The sequence below is a fragment of the Vibrio sp. nBUS_14 genome (assembly GCF_051201655.1).
Taxonomy (GTDB): Bacteria; Pseudomonadota; Gammaproteobacteria; order Enterobacterales; family Vibrionaceae; genus Vibrio.
Genome location: NZ_CP179208.1, coordinates 73266 through 92846, shown reverse-complemented (window position 1 = coordinate 92846; position 19581 = coordinate 73266). Strand labels below are relative to the sequence as shown.

At 41.4% G+C, this 19581-nt stretch carries 14 protein-coding genes and 2 pseudogenes; 9 read left to right on the top strand and 7 right to left on the bottom strand.

The features are described 5' to 3' along the window. Positions 1-42: 42 nt before the first annotated feature. Positions 43-1236, bottom strand: coding sequence for an IS91 family transposase (locus ACMAZD_RS25995; protein ID WP_435247073.1), 1194 nt, complete (start codon positions 1234-1236; stop codon positions 43-45). Positions 1237-1363: 127 nt separating this feature from the next. On the opposite strand from ACMAZD_RS25995, the pseudogene ACMAZD_RS25990 reads away from it, so the two are divergent. The 3 genes and pseudogenes from ACMAZD_RS25990 to ACMAZD_RS25980 all read left to right on the top strand — a co-directional run. Continuing rightward, a pseudogene (locus ACMAZD_RS25990) lies at positions 1364-1813 on the top strand (site-specific DNA-methyltransferase); the annotation flags it as partial. Then, positions 1813-4752, top strand: a complete 2940-nt coding sequence (locus tag ACMAZD_RS25985; RefSeq protein ID WP_435250584.1) for a type III restriction-modification system endonuclease — start codon at positions 1813-1815, stop codon at positions 4750-4752. The pseudogene ACMAZD_RS25990 and the gene ACMAZD_RS25985, both read left to right, overlap by 1 nt. 492 nt (positions 4753-5244) lie before the next feature. Next, complete coding sequence (locus tag ACMAZD_RS25980) at positions 5245-6750, top strand: hypothetical protein (RefSeq protein ID WP_435250583.1); 1506 nt, start codon at positions 5245-5247, stop codon at positions 6748-6750. A gap of 891 nt (positions 6751-7641) precedes the next feature. On the opposite strand, the gene ACMAZD_RS25975 is transcribed toward ACMAZD_RS25980, so the two are convergent. Then, the gene (locus tag ACMAZD_RS25975) at positions 7642-7911 is read right to left on the bottom strand and encodes a hypothetical protein (protein WP_435250582.1); all 270 of its coding nucleotides are present in this window, start codon (positions 7909-7911) and stop codon (positions 7642-7644) included. Positions 7912-8117: 206 nt separating this feature from the next. Here ACMAZD_RS25975 and ACMAZD_RS25970 point away from each other — a divergent pair, with 206 nt between their 5' ends. Beyond that, a complete protein-coding gene (locus ACMAZD_RS25970) occupies positions 8118-8753 on the top strand; it encodes a recombinase family protein (protein WP_435250581.1) in 636 nt (211 codons plus the stop codon). Between the two features lie 43 nt (positions 8754-8796). Here ACMAZD_RS25970 and ACMAZD_RS25965 read toward each other — a convergent pair whose 3' ends face one another. Further along, positions 8797-9744, bottom strand: a complete 948-nt coding sequence (locus ACMAZD_RS25965; protein WP_435250580.1) for an Rpn family recombination-promoting nuclease/putative transposase — start codon at positions 9742-9744, stop codon at positions 8797-8799. 87 nt (positions 9745-9831) lie between these two features. On the opposite strand from ACMAZD_RS25965, the gene ACMAZD_RS25960 reads away from it, so the two are divergent. The 4 genes from ACMAZD_RS25960 to ACMAZD_RS25945 all read left to right on the top strand — a co-directional run bounded on the left by ACMAZD_RS25960 (position 9832) and on the right by ACMAZD_RS25945 (position 14138). Next, positions 9832-10863: an IS110 family transposase gene (locus ACMAZD_RS25960; protein WP_435247183.1), complete on the top strand. Its 1032-nt coding sequence runs from the start codon at positions 9832-9834 to the stop codon at positions 10861-10863. A 479-nt stretch (positions 10864-11342) separates the two neighbouring features. After that, positions 11343-11495: a hypothetical protein gene (locus ACMAZD_RS25955; RefSeq protein WP_435250579.1), complete on the top strand. Its 153-nt coding sequence runs from the start codon at positions 11343-11345 to the stop codon at positions 11493-11495. 78 nt (positions 11496-11573) lie between these two features. After that, complete coding sequence (locus ACMAZD_RS25950; protein WP_435250578.1) at positions 11574-12536, top strand: Abi family protein; 963 nt, start codon at positions 11574-11576, stop codon at positions 12534-12536. A 408-nt stretch (positions 12537-12944) separates the two neighbouring features. Further along, entirely contained in the window at positions 12945-14138 is a 1194-nt protein-coding gene (locus ACMAZD_RS25945) for an IS91 family transposase (protein ID WP_435250577.1), read from the top strand. Positions 14139-14869: 731 nt separating this feature from the next. Here the strand turns inward: ACMAZD_RS25945 and ACMAZD_RS25940 are convergent. Further along, positions 14870-16063: an IS91 family transposase gene (locus ACMAZD_RS25940; RefSeq protein ID WP_435250577.1), complete on the bottom strand. Its 1194-nt coding sequence runs from the start codon at positions 16061-16063 to the stop codon at positions 14870-14872. A 51-nt stretch (positions 16064-16114) separates the two neighbouring features. Between ACMAZD_RS25940 and ACMAZD_RS25935 the strand changes: the two genes are divergently transcribed. Next, positions 16115-17221 (top strand): replication initiation protein, encoded by a 1107-nt coding sequence (locus tag ACMAZD_RS25935; RefSeq protein ID WP_435250576.1) that lies wholly within the window; start codon positions 16115-16117, stop codon positions 17219-17221. Positions 17222-17416: 195 nt separating this feature from the next. Here the strand turns inward: ACMAZD_RS25935 and ACMAZD_RS25930 are convergent, their stop codons facing one another. The 3 genes and pseudogenes from ACMAZD_RS25930 to ACMAZD_RS25920 form a co-directional block, all read right to left on the bottom strand. Further along, the gene (locus ACMAZD_RS25930; protein WP_435250575.1) at positions 17417-18439 is read right to left on the bottom strand and encodes an IS91 family transposase; all 1023 of its coding nucleotides are present in this window, start codon (positions 18437-18439) and stop codon (positions 17417-17419) included. Positions 18440-18634: 195 nt separating this feature from the next. Next, positions 18635-19016, bottom strand: a pseudogene (locus ACMAZD_RS25925) (IS6 family transposase); the annotation flags it as partial. Between the two features lie 92 nt (positions 19017-19108). Continuing rightward, entirely contained in the window at positions 19109-19225 is a 117-nt protein-coding gene (locus ACMAZD_RS25920) for an IS4/Tn5 family transposase DNA-binding protein (RefSeq protein ID WP_435250574.1), read from the bottom strand. Positions 19226-19581 lie beyond the last annotated feature (356 nt).

The window sequence follows — 19581 nt, the reverse complement described above, 5'->3', positions numbered from 1 at the left end:
TGCTGTTTTCGCTATTTCAGATACACCCATCCTGTGAAACGCCTAAATTGACCTGATTTGGGCTTGAACCAGAGCATGGTGGACCAGCTCTGACAGCGGCTCCCCAGCCCTAAAGCGAAGAAACGTTAAACGGTGCCCACAAAGAATGCACTCAAACGGATCAACCTTCACATACCCTTTCAGCATAGCTGCGTAACCGGGCATTTCAGGTGCGTCTTTAGGTGCGACACCCAAGGCACCGTAGACCTTAGGGAGCATCTCACCACGACGTCGGTTTGATAGAAAACCGAAGTATCGAATCATTTTGAAGTGCTTATCTGGAATATGCTCAATCATGCGTTCTATCAGAGCTTCTGGACTCAAAATGAGGGATTCCGTCTGACCATTCCTATGATTAAGATAATCAAATGTCACTAATCCTCCTTGGAAATCATGTCGTAACCTAGACGCCGATATCGGTGGCCGCTTTAGGTATCGACCCATGTAGGTCATGGTGGGGGTCACATTGGCCGTTTTCTTAGCAAAGTGCAGTTTCCATCGTCGGCAATATTGGCTGGTTAAAAATCGGGACCAATCTTGCTCATTACGAATGAAAGGGCAGTCCTCTCCACTCAAGTCTAACTCTGAGTAATTGGAGCTGAGAAGTTGAGTGATGGCACCGCGCCAACACTTCTCAGTGGTCTTAGCTTTAAAGAAAATCGGCTTCCATAGACCAGTCTTCTTACATAAACCCCCACGGGTGACAGACAAATGGATGTGCACATTCCAATTCAGCTTTCTGCCGTAGGTATGAAGTGCACAGAACACGCCAATATCGATATCGAGTTGCTTTGCCCATCCTAAGAAGATTTTGGCTGCGCAGCTAAAGAGATGATTGAGAAGAAAACGATTATCCCGAAAGATGGGCCACAACGTGTGTGGTAGCGTCAACGTAACGTGTTGATACTCACACTCAGGAAAGACATGTTGTTGCTTTCGTATCCACCGCTCTGTGGCTTTTATGCCACAACTGCTGCAAAAGCGAGATTTACACGTCTGGTGAATGTATTTGTGATGGGTGCAGTCAGCATGAGTGCATCGATACTCTTTAGAGCCAAAAGCAGCGGTACTGCAAGCGAGCATCTTGGTGACGTTTTCAATGACGACGGTTCGGAGGGTTTCTCGGTACTTATTGAGGTAGTTCAGCCAAGTATCGTTGGCATTGAAGAGTTGTTTGATGGGCTTATTCGGATGCATGACCTATAGGATAAACGATCCATGTAAAGCACCCTAGTAGGTTGAGTCTCTTTGTTTTCGGCCGTAGGCCGCTCAGGCGACACCGTCGCCGGTTCTTAAAGCTTCTGAGCAACTATCTGAGCGTTATCCAGATTATAAAGGCGATCTTGGTTTTAAGATCTTTGAAACTGTCGAAGATTTCCGTGTTGAAGATGATGACAAAGAACTTTCTATATCAAACTACACCATGTTCAATGATGTACTTTTATCAGATGAACAATACCGTACTTTGTTAACAACTTGGGCTTTGTATGATGGTAGCGAGTTAACAGCACCGATTATTGATATTGATCTTGCTGGTTATACCGCACATCTATGCGATAGACATTTGTATATGATTGCTCCAGATTTCAATGCTGATGCACTGAAAGCACTTCTTCATAAGCTTGATGATACTGACGACAAAGACTTTGACCCTAACAAGATTGTTTACTATTCAAACAACTTTGATAGCAGTAAACAGATGGAGTTGAACGAAGCTTTAAAGAGCTACACAAACAAGAAGTCTATCGAAATTGATTTGGTGGTACGCAACTAATGTCTATTCAAAAAAGTAAAGGCTTTACATTTGAAAAGAACTTGCCGCACCAGAAAGCTGGTGTGGATTCGGTTCTGAGTATGTTTGTTGGTGCAGAGCCACAGTTAGATGATGATCAAAGTATTCGTATGCTTGCTAACCCTGAGTTAGTGATCACTAAACAACAGCGTTCTTTGAATATTAAGAAGATTCATGAATTCAACAATATCGAGCATACTAAAGAATACTACAACGACAATAGTAATGTGATTGATGTCTCTATGGAGACTGGTACGGGTAAAACATACACGTATACCAAGACAATGTTTGAGCTAAACAAAGCATTTGGTATCAACAAGTTTATTATCATTGTACCGACACTCTCAATCAAAGCGGGTACTGTCAATTTCTTAAAAAGTGATGCGCTGAAAGATCACTTTAGAGAAACAGACCGTGAATTGAAGACATACGTTGTTGAAAGTAAAAAGTCATCGAAGAGAAACACCAAATCATATATACCGCAAGCCGTTCATGATTTTGTTGAAGCGAATAACTTCAACAAGAAATATATTCATGTTTTGGTTATTAACTCTGGAATGGTAACGTCACCATCTATGACAGAGGTGTATGACCGTGGCTTACTTGATAACAAATACAACACACCGATAGAAGCTATCGGTGCAGTTAAGCCGTTTGTCATTATTGATGAACCGCATAAGTTTCCCGAGGGCGGTAAAACATGGGTTGCGATCAACAAGTTCAATGCACAGAACATTATTCGTTATGGTGCGACATTCAATGAAAAATACGCCAATCTTGTTTATCGTCTGACTGCGGTTGATGCGTTTAATGACGATCTTGTAAAAGGTATTAATGCATTTATTGAAGAAATGGTCGGTGATGATGTCGCCAGTCTGACACTCAAAAAGTTAACTAGTAAAGAAGTTACATTTGAGCTTAATGAAAATGGCGCTAAGAAATCAATAAAGATCGGAAAAGGTGAATCTTTAGTAAATGCACATTCAGAATTACACGATTTAACCATTGAAAATATATCGGTTAAAGACAAGTTTGTTCTTTTGAGTAACGGTGTTGACCTTAAACTTAATAAGTCTATAAATCCTTTCGCCTACTCAGAAACACTCGAAGAAAACATGATGCGTAGAGCAATTAAAGAACATTTCAAAGTCGAAAAAGAAATGCTTACGCAGCGTCCACGTATCAAGCCTCTTACTTTGTTTTTCATAAATGACATTGAAGGCTACCGTGATGGAAATAACAACTCTGGTAGTTTGAAAACAAAGTTTGAAGAATGGGTATTAGCAGAAGCAAAATCAGTTCTGAAACAAGAACAAGACCCGTTTTACAAGCAATATCTTAAGAAAACCATTGCTGACATTAGTAGTGTTCATGGTGGTTACTTCTCTAAAGATAACAGCGACAAAGATGAAAAAATCGAGCAAGAAATCAATGAGATCTTGCATGATAAAGAACTGCTTTTGTCACTTGATAACCCTAGACGATTTATCTTCTCTAAATGGACCCTTCGAGAGGGTTGGGACAATCCCAACATCTTTACGCTTTGTAAACTACGTTCTAGTGGTAGTACAACATCGAAACTACAAGAAGTTGGTCGTGGTTTGCGCTTACCCGTCAACGAATTTATGGCTCGTGTAAATGGCGAGTTTCGTCTGAACTACTTTGTTGATTTCACAGAGAAAGACTTTGTTTCATCATTGGTGCAGGAAGTTAACGAAACATCGTTTAAAGAAACAGTCCCATCAAAACTAACAACAGAAATCAAAGACAAGATAGCGGCTCATTACCCTGATTTGTCTTCATTGAAAGTGATGATGGACTTGGTAAGTAAAGGTATCATTGATGAGAATGAAAACTTCATTGGTGCTGGAGCTTACGCGAGGCTGAAAGAAGAATATCCAAATGCTTTCCCATCTGGTGTTAAACCAAACAAGATCAAAATAGCAACAGAGGGAAAAAGCCGTTCCAAGATGCGAGTCGGCAAGTTTGACGAGCTAAAACAGCTTTGGGATATGATCAACCAAAAAGCGGTTCTTGAGTATAAAATCACTAGTGAAGAGGAGTTCTTGAACTTATTCAAAAGCTACCTAGTTGAAGAATCAGACAAGTTTAAGAAAACAGGTATTCAGACACGTAAAGAGATGGTGAATATCAGCAATGATACTGCTATGTCTCAAACGTTGTTGGGTGATGACGACGACTTTACTAAGTTTTGCACTATGACTTACAAAGAGTTTGTTAATCGTCTATCACAAGCTGCTTTTATTAAACCGTCTACAATACACAAAGCTTTTGTTGCGGTACAAGATACTATTGATGTTACAGACTATTTGAATATTCAAACGATCCGAAAGATAAAGTCTGGATTCAGTAAATTCTTGCTCCATAACTCGTTTAGTAAGTTTGGTTTAGGTTACAGCATAATATCTAACAGCGTGCATCCGACTAAGTTTACAAACGAAACTGGCCAACCACTAGCAGACGTTGCAGCTAGCGATCTTGGGGTTAAGTCTGATGACGCTGTTAATCCACTGGATAGCTATTTGTTTGAAGATGTGTTCTATGACTCTGATTTAGAGAAAATGAACATCACTCAGGGCGAGATCAACGGTGATTTATTATCCGTTACTGTTTTCACCAAGATACCAAAGAATTCAATCAAGATACCAGTATCAGGCGGTTATACGTATTCACCCGATTTTGCTTACGTTGTGAAAACAAGCAAGGGGGAGTACTTAAACTTCATCATTGAAACAAAAAATGTTGATGGTAAAGACAGTTTAAGAAAAGAAGAAGAGCGTAAAATTGAGCACGCCAAAGAGCTGTTCAACCAAATTAGTAAAGACGTAAAAGTTGAGTTTAAGACACAGTATGCTGATGATGTGATTTATGATTTAATCAAGAAATCTACTATTGCTTAGTGTTTATAATTAAGGGAGGTAATCCTCCCTATTCACAATGAGTGAATATCCATACAAAATCCTCTTTTTCCACCTCATTATTAGAGTAATTAAACTAGCTAATTTTTGTCCAAGAGCTTCTCAGGTTGAATTTTTACCCTTGGCACTTTCTAGCTCGAAAGTACCCCCTAAATTGTATCGCTAAAAAGTCCACAATCACAGTTGGTTTTTTTTGACCTGATAGAGCTAATCTGACAACCAAAACTCACAAAATCCGAAAAATAGCCTCATGGTTCTGTTCTTGCTCCAGTTAAGCTCGCTGATTTTTGCCTGTAAATCGCTTGTGTAACATATAGAAGTTAATGTATAAATCTTTGAACAAAAAGCGTCTGATGGATTCTGAGGACTGTTTCTGATAGAAAACTCGCGGGGTTTGTATAGTAGGAATTATGAATACCTGATATTAATTTTTTTCCTTGTATTATCTCGTTTAATTATTTTTTTGGTATATGTATGCGAAGCACTATTTTTATATTATCTATGTTCCTATTGTGGGGGTGTGGAGAAGGGGCTGGGACTGTGTCGCCTGAAGAGAGGACTGAAGCTAGTACTTTTATTGATAGCAATGGCCTTGAAGTCATATCTCTTAATAAAACGTACCCACTGATTATTAATGTGGAAAAGGATATGAAAGTTAATAAATTAGTGTCACTTTCTCCTCCAAGTCAAGTAAACCTTAATGATGTTTCAATATCTGGGACAATTATTAAGAATAATACCCCTTATGAAATATCTGAATTGATTTTAAAAGAAAACGGAAAGTTTTTCCTAGTAGGAGTCGAGGGCGGTTTGCCTAAATACACTCAAGGAAATCTTAATATTTCTTGGGAGGGGTATGAAGTCGTTAATTTTACAATATTGGCAAATTCGACATTTGAATATCAATCAAGCACGCCACCTGCCGACCCGGCAGGCTCAAGACTTGCAAATACTGCCGAAAGAAACACTGCGGAACTCGTACAAATATATGATCGATACATGACAAACTCCCCTTCAACCTTATCAGAAATAACTGAGCAACTACGGTCAATATGCCCCGATAACCCAGAGTGTTATAACTATGGCGAGCCTGTAGAACAGTATGCTACAGATACTTATTTTGCTAAATCTGTATCGAGTATGAAGACTCGGTTTTGGATTAATGACAACGTCTGGGGGTTGGGTAGCCAGCCAGCACTAAACTTCAACTCATCAGAATCTCCAAATAAAAGTTTAAATATTTGGATGTCTCCAGTATTGATGGCTAATGTGCATGATAGTTTTGATGCGACAGCTATTGATGCTTGGCAGGGATTAGTGCATGAGTATTACCATAATCATGGTTTTAGTCATGAAAGTGGTTGGCCATCATTTAATGGAATTGATGATGTTTTTGGGCGAAAGGTTGTTTATGAATATTTACCTAGCTTAGGCAATAAGCTCATAAATCCAGATGTATTCATCAATAGTATTGTTAAGGTCGATACGAGGGAGTATGAAATTAACTTATCATCTAAATCTAATAAATCGGTAAATCTTCGGTTGCTATCCACAGAACCAATCAAAGCTACTGTTAGTGAAAATTCAAGTGACAAGATAAAGCTTAAATTTGAAGAAACTCCAAAAACGGATGTTTACGTTTCATTTTATACTGCTGATTCATTACAAATGGCATCGAGTGTATTGAGTTTCAGTTTGCGTATCTCTACTCAATCTGACCTGAATGATTTCAATTCCAACATTAATCTATGGTTACAAGAATATGATGAAGTTCATGTGTCAACTCAAAATGGTTCATGGATTGACTCATTCATACTGCCCACTGAAAATATCGAAGAGGGTAAGGTTGTAGTGTTTGACTCACAAGCCGCTTATGACTCGCTCATTTATTATGATTATCCTGGTATTTCATCCGACACACTTTCTACTGGAGGGAGTTACTGCTATGAATTTAATAATGGGGCGTGGCAAAAGCTGTGATTTACCGTAAAGGTACTTAGTGCAAACCTAATCTAAACCAATACTTTTTCTAGTGCGATGTAACTCATCGCACTAGCTCTTCACAAGTGAATGCGATACCTGTAGTTATTCATGGTTTGCTAATTTAGCAAAGGCCCTGATTTATAATTGTCCAAAAATGAGCTCTAGGTCATAGCAAAACTGTTGCTAAAGTTAAACTGATTGCATATAATGAGCTTGCATAACACTTGATATCATCATGTCTACCTTATTTTGCCCACTATCCTAATCTCTGGTAGTGGGCTTTTTTCAGCTTGCCATAACTGTAGTTATTCATTTCTTGCTAATGTACGATCACACTAATGTACGATTTTTCGAAACTCGTTTATGTCCAAAGCCTTCACAGGTTGAATTTTACCCGTGGCATTTTCTAGCTCGAAAACCAAAAATTATTTAGTCGGCAAGTTAGTTAACTTGTGATGTTTCGATTCTTTTGCGTGAGGGAGGGGACTTGCACCGATAGAAATCAGTTATTAAACCCCGTTGTTAGGATAGAGGGTATAAGCATCGCTAAAGCTAATAGATGTCAGTGTGCTGCACATTAATTTATTGATTAATAACGGCTTTAAGTCTTCGTGTTTAAGGGTGCAATATATGTGCGTCACAGAAGTTGATTCTGAAGACAACATCTTTTCTAACTGGTTTTCATTGAAAACATACACTAAGGAACTTGCATCTAACCGCTTCAAAACATAACCTACCAATGTGCTACGGTGTGATTATATGTCGGTTTTTTTTGAAATAGTAGCCCTTTATCTGATTTGTACGATAATTCCAATGAAATTCAATTCAAATTTTCCGACTTTTCAAGCCCTAAAAACCCGTAATCAGCACAGTAAAGCTCCACCTTTTTCAGTCTAGCCAAGACAGCGCCATCTCAAATCCCTCTGGCGTTATATTGATATACCAATCTAAATCCACTTTCTTACGCATGATTAGCCCGCGCTCCTCTAGTGTTTTGCATGAGACTCGAAAATTGTTCGGGTGGATATCTTTTTGAAGTAAATGATTTACGGCCTGGTTGATGACCGTTGATTTACCTTCTTTCACACCTTTGGTGAACGCTTTGGCCAAACAACTCAAGACAGCTTTTTGAATTTGGCTCATTCTCACTTCCGACATCTTCTCCTCCTTAATCATTGTAGCAACAATGGATAATGCTATCCTTATCCATTGTTGCAATGAATAAGTTTCTAATTATGATAATTGGCTGTGCCATATAGGTATAGATGAAAAGCATAGGCATTAAATTGCTATCAACTTAGTAATGACATAATATTAATGTCACACCCACTTAGATCATAACCTAAAAGTCTTAAATCATCATTATGTACATATTTGGCTACCTAAGAGCATCAACTGTCGAACAGGATGCAGAAAGAGCAAAAAAAACCTTATCAAACTTTGTAGAGCAAAGAGGACTTCGAGTTGCTGCGTGGTACGTTGAGCAGCAATCAGGTGCATCATTGCAAAGACCTAAATTACTGCAATTACTCAGTGATGCTAGAAAAGGTGATGTGATCCTTATTGAGCAGATAGATAGGCTTTCTCGTTTAAATGAAGCAAGTTGGTCTCAATTGAAAGAAATGCTGTACGAGAAAGAATTGAAAGTCATTAGTTTAGATCTTCCGACCAGTCACATCGCACTAGCCCCAGAAATATCGGATGAGTTTACGAGCTCGATGATTAAGGCTATCAATAACATGATGATGGATATGCTAGCGGCGATTTCTCGCAAAGATTATGAAGATAGACGTCGACGTCAAAAGGAAGGTATTGAGAAAGCTAAGGAGATGGGCAAGTATCTAGGTAGAAGGCCCAATTTAGAGTTACACGAACAAATTTATAAACTTAGGGTGTTGAAAGAAATGAGTATTCATGAGACAGCTAAGTTTGTGGGAGTGTCACCACGAACGGTTGTTCGTGTCGTTAAAAGAATGAGGGCAGAGCGAAGCGAAAGTTAGCCTCGCCGTCGAGCTGGCAAGGCTGCTTTGTTTATTCGGCAGTCTAGTGAGAAAGTTGTGCTATTTCGTCTTTACTCAGTCCTGTGACTTCTGCAACGGATTGTTGATCCATTCCATTGAGCATCATTTTTCGAGCCATCTCTTTTAGAGTTTCTTGACGCCCTTCTTGGCGTCCTTCTTGGCGTCCTTCTTGACGTCCTTCTTGGCGTCCACGTTGAATGCCTCTTTGTTCGCCCTGTTGGCGTAATTGCTCTGCAATCGTCATAAGTGTGTCCTCGTGTTTCGGTACTGATGAGGCCAGTGACGTGATTAACGCCTCTATATCGTCTGTTTCACCTACTTGAAGTAGATAACTCATCAATGACTGTACTTGCTTCTCTGTAGTGTAATCGGTTAATAGCAATGTGACCAGAGGCTGAATGAAATCCATGATATCTCGATGCCGAGCGTGCTTTTGTACGAGCTCAAGCAAAGCAATACGACGATGCTGCATTATCTCATCGTCAGGTATAACGGTAACATCGACCAAAGGAAAATCCTGAGTATAAAGTGCTTTAGCCTGGTCAGGGTTAGCAAAACCTTTCAACCAATTCATTTCATAGGGATAAGGTGAGACTTTGCCATGGTAAAACTGCAGTGGTATTACCAAAGGTAAATGTTCGTGGCCAGCATCGATATGCTGCTGCATAGCGGCGATAGCATATCTCATCAAGCGAAAGGCCATATTTTTATCTGGTCGGCTTTGGTGTTCGATTAACGCGAATACGTACCCTATCCCCTGAGAGGTTTTGAGAGAATAGAGCACATCCGAATAGTAAGGACGTAAGTTTTCTTCGATAAAACTGCCAGACTCGAGCTTGAGTGTCGTTAAATCACAGATTTCGCGCAGTTCAACGGGTAGATGAATATCCAGTAAATCTTTAGCGGTTTCTGGGTGAGTCATAAACTGCTTAAAGAGCGCATCGTGTGGGGTTGGGGTTGTCTTTTTCATGTCATAATCTTAACATGATGTATGGAATCCACTCCCTCCTTTGCCAAGCTAGACTTAGGAGAATGAGATAAATACGAGGGTTCCAATATGTTGAGCAATAATATTATCGCTATCGACCTAGCTAAAAATGTTCTACAAGTCTGTCATATCAGTGTTCATGGTGAGATGCTGTCCAATAAACCTTTAAGTCGACAGAAAATGAAAGAGTTTCTTGCCAAGGCTAAGCCTTCCATTGTCGCGATGGAAGGGTGTTGCGGATGTCATTATTGGGGTCAGTTAGCTGAAAAGTTTGGACACGAAGTGCGGATTATCAATCCGAAGAAAGTGAAAGGCTACCTAGAAGGACATAAAACTGATCATAATGATGCCCTTGCTATCGCTAATGCTGCTATCCAAATTGGTATCAAGTACAGCCGTCCAAAGTCATTGGAACAACAAGCTATGCATTCTTTAGAAACTAGTCGTAGATTCTTATCTCGTAGTGTTGTTTCCCTAGCTCTTCACATTAGAGGGACAATTTTGGGCTACGGGATAGCAAACCCTAGAGGTGAAAAAGGCTTAAAAGCGTCGGTTCAAACCGTGCTTGATGGAGATACACCAATACCTTCTAATGTCGTATCCGTTCTGTCGATGCTGTGGGAGCAATATCAAGAACTTAAAGCAAAACTTATCGCATTCGAAAAAGAGAAAAATGCTTTAACCCGTCAGATAGAACCGTGCCAACGATTAATGGGCATTGAAGGTGTTGGTGAAACAACTGCTGCGATGCTCTATACAACTCTTGGTGATGGAAAGCACTTCAAGAATGGAAGACAAGCTTCAGCATTTGTTGGTCTTACACCTAAACAGCACAGTTCAGGTGGCAAAGTTTTTATGATTGGGATCGATAAATGCGGTGGTGTGAAGGAGCTACGCTCGCTTCTTTATCTTGGCGCAATGTCTTACGTTGGACGACTACCCGAAAAACCGAAGACTCGGAAGGATGCTTGGTTGAGGAGCATCATAGATCGTATCGGCTTCAAGAAGGCCTGTATTGCACTGGCTAACAAAGTGGTACGTACTGCGTGGGCAATGCTTCGGTATGAGACTGAATATAAACCAGTATTACTCACTAATTAATCATTAACAAATTTTTAAATTTTACAAAATGATGATGCATAAAAGGTAAGACCAACCTACTGAGAACCTGGCCATTCTGTCATGCTGTAAAAAGCTGCTAACGCGATAAGGACAGTAGGTGCGCAAAACATCAAAGGCTAGAGGGTAGCTCCTTCAATAAGAAGCCGAATATACGACCGCATCTTAACTTTTATTGCCAAAATCACTTTGTAAATACGTGGATTCCATATACGGAATGAGGCTAGACCTTATCACAGTAAGGCTACAGTGACCGCATTCTAACTTAACACCGTGACATTCCGCTTGCTCACCCTTCGACTGTCTACGCCAGCTACGGGATTGCGCCGAGCGGTTGGAATCAATCATTCAATATGTTTTAGAGTATTTGTTCTAAGTGATTTGTGGACAATAATTATTTTCGGAAAATCGAATATTAGCAATTCATGAATAACTAAAAGTATGTCAAATAGGAAAATGACATGCGGAACGCAGCGGGTGATGTTGTGTCGAAATCCCTACTTTACGAAGACCGTAATAGTCTTGAGAAAAGCATCAAGGCCGCCCCCCTTCTAGAGCAGATCTCACAATTTACTTATATAGAGGCTCGGGCTTGTTGGCTGCGCAACGCTTAATCCTTATCTGTTAAATGCATTTAGACGCACACGTAAATCTACCTTATAATGCAGCTTTCTTTTTCTACCCACAAGCATATGAAACCTAACAATATTACTGAAACCATTAACACGATCTCTTCCGATCGTCTCAATAGTTACCGTAGCTACTTTAATCTGAACTCAGATGAAGAGTGCTTAGGGCTGTACTTGTGGAATGACGCTCTCTCTGCCTCCTTTTTTAAATTAATTAGTATCTTTGAAGTAGCTCTTCGCAATACTATTCATAGGGAGCTATCTCACCAATTCAATGCACACCGACAGCAAGGGCATGCATTCGATAATGATTGGTATGAGCACTTGATTGCCCAAGATAAATTAAAGCCTAAGACAGTGAATATGATTCGCAAAGTGACCCATTTGCAATCACGAGGTCGTGGAAGAAGACGTCGAAATCAATTAATAGCAAAAAACCCGGTACCAACACCGGGAAAAGTAATCGCTGCACAAAGTTTTGGTTTCTGGGGATTTTTAATTAATGATACTTCGTCGAACAACTCAATAGACTGGCAAAGCGCATTGTTCAATGGACTTAAAGGGCACTTTGCCCTCCACTCTACTTATTGGTCTCAAAACGCATTAGAAGACTTTTTAATGCGGTTGAGTCAGGTAAATGAACTAAGAAACCGGATTGCTCACCACGAACCTATCTGGAAGTTCACTCAGATTAGACACCACAGCACCAACCAAGAGATTTATCCGGCAGCATCAACGCCAGAAGAAAGTATTCAACGAATGAAAACTTTAAATGAACGATTGTGCCGGATATTAGGCTGGGTATCCGAAGATAGAAAAAACGACTATCTGGACTCTCATTACAAATCGCATTTTGATTGGCTTACAAGCATTGAAGCTCTAGATGTATACAAGTCTCTTTCATACAGTAATATACTAACCCCCACGCAAGCGAAAAGACGTTTTAATACTATAGTAAACAGTTCAAACGTATATGAGGTTATCGGTAAGCGAGGCATAGTTACTATACTCCCTGGGGTTGTATAGTTGACACTACAGCAGCTTTGTACCATAATTCAGTCACTAGCTCGTTAGGCTACAGTGTTGGTAATAAAATTCTCGCCAATATCTCTAACTTGAGCATTCTAGAGAGCACCCCGCGGGGTGCTTTTCGCTTTTCTAAGAGCCAAAATCTAAAGGCATTTAACGCTTTATAGACGGATTTTTCCGTAATTATATGTAATCAAGTATGGAAAACTTAGCATTACGGCGAAACAGATCTAAACCATTGCACCGTGAACACGAACCCACACTTGACATGAGAATACCCAAGTATTGGGAATCACTTATGAATGCTATGGAACCGGCGACGGTGTCGCCTGAGCGGCCTACGGCCGAAAACAAAGAGACTCAACCTACTAGGGCGCTTTGGATGAATCGTTTATCCTATAGGTCATGCATCCGAATAAGCCCATCAAACAACTCTTCAATGCCAACGATACTTGGCTGAACTACCTCAATAAGTACCGAGAAACCCTCCGAACCGTCGTCATTGAAAACGTCACCAAGATGCTCGCTTGCAGTACCGCTGCTTTTGGCTCTAAAGAGTATCGATGCACTCATGCTGACTGCACCCATCACAAATACATTCACCAGACGTGTAAATCTCGCTTTTGCAGCAGTTGTGGCATAAAAGCCACAGAGCGGTGGATACGAAAGCAACAACATGTCTTTCCTGAGTGTGAGTATCAATACGTTACGTTGACGCTACCACACACGTTGTGGCCCATCTTTCGGGATAATCGTTTTCTTCTCAATCATCTCTTTAGCTGCGCAGCCAAAATCTTCTTAGGATGGGCAAAGCAACTCGATATCGATATTGGCGTGTTCTGTGCACTTCATACCTACGGCAGAAAGCTGAATTGGAATGTGCACATCCATTTGTCTGTCACCCGTGGGGGTTTATGTAAGAAGACTGGTCTATGGAAGCCGATTTTCTTTAAAGCTAAGACCACTGAGAAGTGTTGGCGCGGTGCCATCACTCAACTTCTCAGCTCCAATTACTCAGAGTTAGACTTGAGTGGAGAGGACTGCCCTTTCATTCGTAATGAGCAAGATTGGTCCCGATTTTTAACCAGCCAATATTGCCGTCGATGGAAGCTGCACTTTGCAAAGAAAACAGCCAACGTGACGCCAACCATGACTTACCTGGGTCGATACCTAAAACGGCCACCGATATCGGCGTCGCGTTTACGACATAACTTCCAGGGAGGCTTGGTGACGTTTGATTACCTCAACCATAGGAATGGTCGAACGGAATCCCTCATTTTGAGTCCAGAAGCTCTGATAGAACGCATGATTGAGCATATTCCAGATAAGCACTTCAAAATGATTCGATACTTCGGTTTTCTATCAAACCGACGTCGTGGTGAGATGCTCCCTAAGGTCTACGGTGCCTTGGGTGTCGCTCCTAAAGACGCACCTGAAATGCCCGGTTACGCAGCTATGCTGAAAGGGTATGTGAAGGTTGATCCGTTTGAGTGCATTCTTTGTGGGCACCGTTTAACGTTTCTTCGCTTTAGGGCTGGGGAGCCGCTGTCAGAGCTGGTCCACCATGCTCTGGTTCAAGCCCAAATCAGGTCAATTTAGGCGTTTCACAGGATGGGTGTATCTGAAATAGCGAAAACAGCATGAAAGTGTTCAACAAACATCCGTGTTTAGATTGTAGAGCAGAAGTTAGGTCTGTCCGGGACTCATTCTGACGTGAGTTATGCCGCGATTGTTCAGGTCAGGAAACATTGAGATTCCTTACCTTCAAGTTTTTAGTCTCAAATAAGAGTAAGACTAAATCTCCGTAACCTCAAGAAGAAAGATCGCATTAATTAACTAAATTCCTGTTACCTTCAAAGAAATGCTAACATTGTTTGACCAATATTCCCGTGCAGGGGATAAAAACGTTTTAGACACTAAAAATATGTGACCCCAACACTAATAAAACGATCGTGTACACTAAAAATCTGTTACCAATGTACTAATTAAACGATCAACCAGACTAAAAATAAGATCAATAACACTAAAAACACGTTACCTGAAAGTGTTTATATACATGATTATAAAGGTTTTTTCTCTCTCTATATATCTTATATACCCTATAGATCATATAGAGGTTATATACTGTTATAGATACTGTGGATAATGTGAATAACCGATATTTAAGGTAAGGAATCTCAATGTTTCCTGACCTGAACAATCGCGGCATAACTCACGTCAGAATGAGTCCCGGACAGACCTAACTTCTGCTCTACAATCTAAACACGGATGTTTGTTGAACACTTTCATGCTGTTTTCGCTATTTCAGATACACCCATCCTGTGAAACGCCTAAATTGACCTGATTTGGGCTTGAACCAGAGCATGGTGGACCAGCTCTGACAGCGGCTCCCCAGCCCTAAAGCGAAGAAACGTTAAACGGTGCCCACAAAGAATGCACTCAAACGGGTCAACCTTCACATACCCTTTCAGCATAGCTGCGTAACCGGGCATTTCAGGTGCGTCTTTAGGTGCGACACCCAAGGCACCGTAGACCTTAGGGAGCATCTCACCACGACGTCGGTTTGATAGAAAACCGAAGTATCGAATCATTTTGAAGTGCTTATCTGGAATATGCTCAATCATGCGTTCTATCAGAGCTTCTGGACTCAAAATGAGGGATTCCGTTCGACCATTTCTATGGTTGAGGTAATCAAACGTCACCAAGCCTCCCTGGAAGTTATGTCGTAAACGCGACGCCGATATCGGTGGCCGTTTTAGGTATCGACCCAGGTAAGTCATGGTTGGCGTCACGTTGGCTGTTTTCTTTGCAAAGTGCAGCTTCCATCGACGGCAATATTGGCTGGTTAAAAATCGGGACCAATCTTGCTCATTACGAATGAAAGGGCAGTCCTCTCCACTCAAGTCTAACTCTGAGTAATTGGAGCTGAGAAGTTGAGTGATGGCACCGCGCCAACACTTCTCAGTGGTCTTAGCTTTAAAGAAAATCGGCTTCCATAGACCAGTCTTCTTACATAAACCCCCACGGGTGACAGACAAATGGATGTGCACATTCCAATTCAGCTTTCTGCCGTAGGTATGAAGTGCACAGAACACGCCAATATCGATATCGAGTTGCTTTGCCCATCCTAAGAAGATTTTGGCTGCGCAGCTAAAGAGATGATTGAGAAGAAAACGATTATCCCGAAAGATGGGCCACAACGTGTGTGGTAGCGTCAACGTAACGTATTGATACTCACACTCAGGAAAGACATGTTGTTGCTTTCGTATCCACCGCTCTGTGGCTTTTATGCCACAACTGCTGCAAAAGCGAGATTTACACGTCTGGTGAATGTATTTGTGATGGGTGCAGTCAGCATGAGTGCATCGATACTCTTTAGAGCCAAAAGCAGCGGTACTGCAAGCGAGCATCTTGGTGACGTTTTCAATGACGACGGTTCGGAGGGTTTCTCGGTACTTATTGAGGTAGTTCAGCCAAGTATCGTTGGCATTGAAGAGTTGTTTGATGGGCTTATTCGGATGCATGACCTATAGGATAAACGATTCATCCAAAGCGCCCTAGTAGGTTGAGTCTCTTTGTTTTCGGCCGTAGGCCGCTCAGGCGACACCGTCGCCGGTTCTTACCTGAAGCTAATTACTATGACAGACCATCGCCAACTGATAACTACAGAAGACTATAGAGAGTTGCCGAACGACTTTTTTAAGAAAAGTCATGCACTTGTATTCAGTCAGCTTGGTTTAACGGCTCGTGAACACGATACATTTGCGCTGTTCTTATCGCGTTTGCACGAAGATCATTGGGTAGCCTACCAAGAAGGTCGTCATGTTTATGCGCCTGAATACACCTTTCAGTCCGAAGTACTTAAGGAGTGGTTTGGCTTATCTGCAAAGCAGTTATACCCAACATTAAAGCCAATGGCCAAGCGCCTTTCCTCCCGTAAAGTCGGTTTAATGAACGATGCTGAGCAAGAGTTTGATTTTATGCCACTCTTTAGCCGCGTTGCTTATAAGAAAGGGGCATTGATCATGGTGCCAAACGCAGAGCTTATGGATGCTTATTTAGCACAATCGGCGGGTCATGCTCAGATTAACCATCTCTCTTTTAGAAGCTTGAAATCAGAACACTCTAAGCGTCTGTATAGTATTTTGTCTCGTTTTAAGAAACCTGGAATGAAACTGCATGAGCAGTCTATTGAGCAACTGCATGGATTGTTTGGCTTATTAGATGAGAAAGGGACCCTAACGAAGTCGAGTTATGGCAATAATAAGGTTTTCCTAGAGCGCTGTATCCGCAAACCGATTGAAGAGCTCTCCTCTAATGAAGAGGTAAAGAAGGAACTCGCTTTTCTTGTTGACGAAGGTTCAGGCTCGTATGGCTACAAAGCACGTTATCGAGGTAAGAGTATTGTCGCTTTAGAGTTCATATTTGAATGGAAGCAAAAAAGTGATAACAAAGGCGAAGCACAAGAGCGTGCTAAACTTGCCGCAGAAACAGTGCCAGACAACCCAATGTTGCAGCTGGCGAAAGAAGCATTCAACATTGTTCTATCGTATCCGGTGAATGGTGATTTGACTGAGCAACATAAATTGGCAATAGAGAGCGTGCGCATGGGGATTATCACTATGCCTGCAGACATGCAGTTTGATTCGGTCTTCTACCATCGCATGGATCTTATGGAATAATAATTTCAGGTAACAGATTTTTAGTGTTCAAGGTAAGGAATCTCAATGTTTCCTGACCTGAACAATCGCGGCATAACTCACGTCAGAATGAGTCCCGGACAGACCTAACTTCTGCTCTACAATCTAAACACGGATGTTTGTTGAACACTTTCATGCTGTTTTCGCTATTTCAGATACACCCATCCTGTGAAACGCCTAAATTGACCTGATTTGGGCTTGAACCAGAGCATGGTGGACCAGCTCTGACAGCGGCTCCCCAGCCCTAAAGCGAAGAAACGTTAAACGGTGCCCACAAAGAATGCACTCAAACGGATCAACCTTCACATACCCTTTCAGCATAGCTGCGTAACCGGGCATTTCAGGTGCGTCTTTAGGAGCGACACCCAAGGCACCGTAGACCTTAGGGAGCATCTCACCACGACGTCGGTTTGATAGAAAACCGAAGTATCGAATCATTTTGAAGTGCTTATCTGGAATATGCTCAATCATGCGTTCTATCAGAGCTTCTGGACTCAAAATGAGGGATTCCGTTCGACCATTCCTATGGTTGAGGTAATCAAACGTCACCAAGCCTCCCTGGAAGTTATGTCGTAAACGCGACGCCGATATCGGTGGCCGTTTTAGGTATCGGCCGAGGTAAGTCATGGTTGGCGTCACGTTGGCTGTTTTCTTTGCAAAGTGCAGCTTCCATAGACCAGTCTCCTTACATAAACCCCCACGGGTGACAGACAAATGGATGTGCACATTCCAATTCAGCTTTCTCCCGTAGGTATGAAGTGCACAGAACACGCCAATATCGATATCGAGTTGCTTTGCCCATCCTAAGAAGATTTTGGCTGCGCAGCTAAAGAGATGATTGAGAAGAAAACGATTATCCCGAAAGATGGGCCACAACGTGTGTGGTAGCGTCAACGTAACGTATTGATACTCACACTCAGGAAAGACATGTTGTTGCTTTCGTATCCACCGCTCTGTGGCTTTTATGCCACAACTGCTGCAAAAGCGAGATTTACACGTCTGGTGAATGTATTTGTGATGGGTGCAGTCAGCATGAGTGCATCGATACTCTTTAGATCCAAAAGCAGCGGTACTGCAAGCGAGCATCTTGGTGACGTTTTCAATGACGACGGTTCGGAGGGTTTCTCGGTACTTATTGAGGTAGTTCAGCCAAGTATCGTTGGTATTGAAGAGTTGTTTGATGGGCTTATTCGGATGCATGACCTATAGGATAAACGATCCATGTAAAGCACCCTAGTAGGTTGAGTCTCTTTGTTTTCGGCCGTAGGCCGCTCAGGCGACACCGTCGCCGGTTCACTTGTTCGAAATGTGTGTTCAGCGATATTCATTAGATCAAAGACGGCGATGCGCGTCTACCTCATTGTTTTTATGCCTAATTATGAGGGGATTCGCAAGATAGCGGCGTAAGCAGCGTTTTAAGAATTGATAAGCCGCCTCTTTATTGCGTTTACGAGAGAAAAAGAAATCCAGGGTTTCCCCACGTTTATTGATGGCTCGGTAGAGATAATGCCATTTGCCTTTCACCTTGAAGTAAGTTTCATCAAGCTGCCAGGAGGTGTCGATACGAGTGAATGGATAACGGCGTAACTTCTTATGTAGGATAGGCCCATAGTGAATGAACCAACGATAAATCGTGGAGCGATTAACGAAGACACCTCGTTCGGACAACCTACCACTGAGGTTTGCATAGCTCATTGCGGTAGTGCCATACCAACGGACACACCATAAGATAAGTTCGGGGGGAGAAATGTCGCCATTTGAATTCAGACTTGACCATAAAGTATTGCTCAGTGATGAATCATAGTTAAAGTCTGGCTGCTCATGAGATTTTTGCAACAAGCCCCTCTAGAGATTGCACAATAGATTGACCTATATGATTGGCAGGGATGTCGTTATTTTAACGAGTCGCTTGGTTCGTCTTAGGTCGCCTAACTCTGTGTCCGAAAATGTCTCTGTAGCCCATTGTTCTGCATTAACTGAAAACATCATATCCACCCTCAACTGTTTATTTATAGTTGAGATCGGAAATATGCTAAAAGATACAAAACAATCCTGCGATTTTCATCGCAGGATTTATGTATGAAAGACAGGTGCATGCTCGGGGAAATCTTTTTTTATTTTTGATTTTTTGATTTTTTGATTTTTGGTACCTATAACTTATAAATAACAATTTTATCAGTAGTTATGTTTTTTATTTTAGAGGTCACTATGGACGCTAGTATTTCCAACAATAACCAACTAATTGTTAGCGGTGAAGCATTAGAAACAGTTATAAATGCTCAAGAAAATCAAAACTATGTTGTTTTAGATAAACAGCTGCCGCCGACTTTAGAAAATTCGCC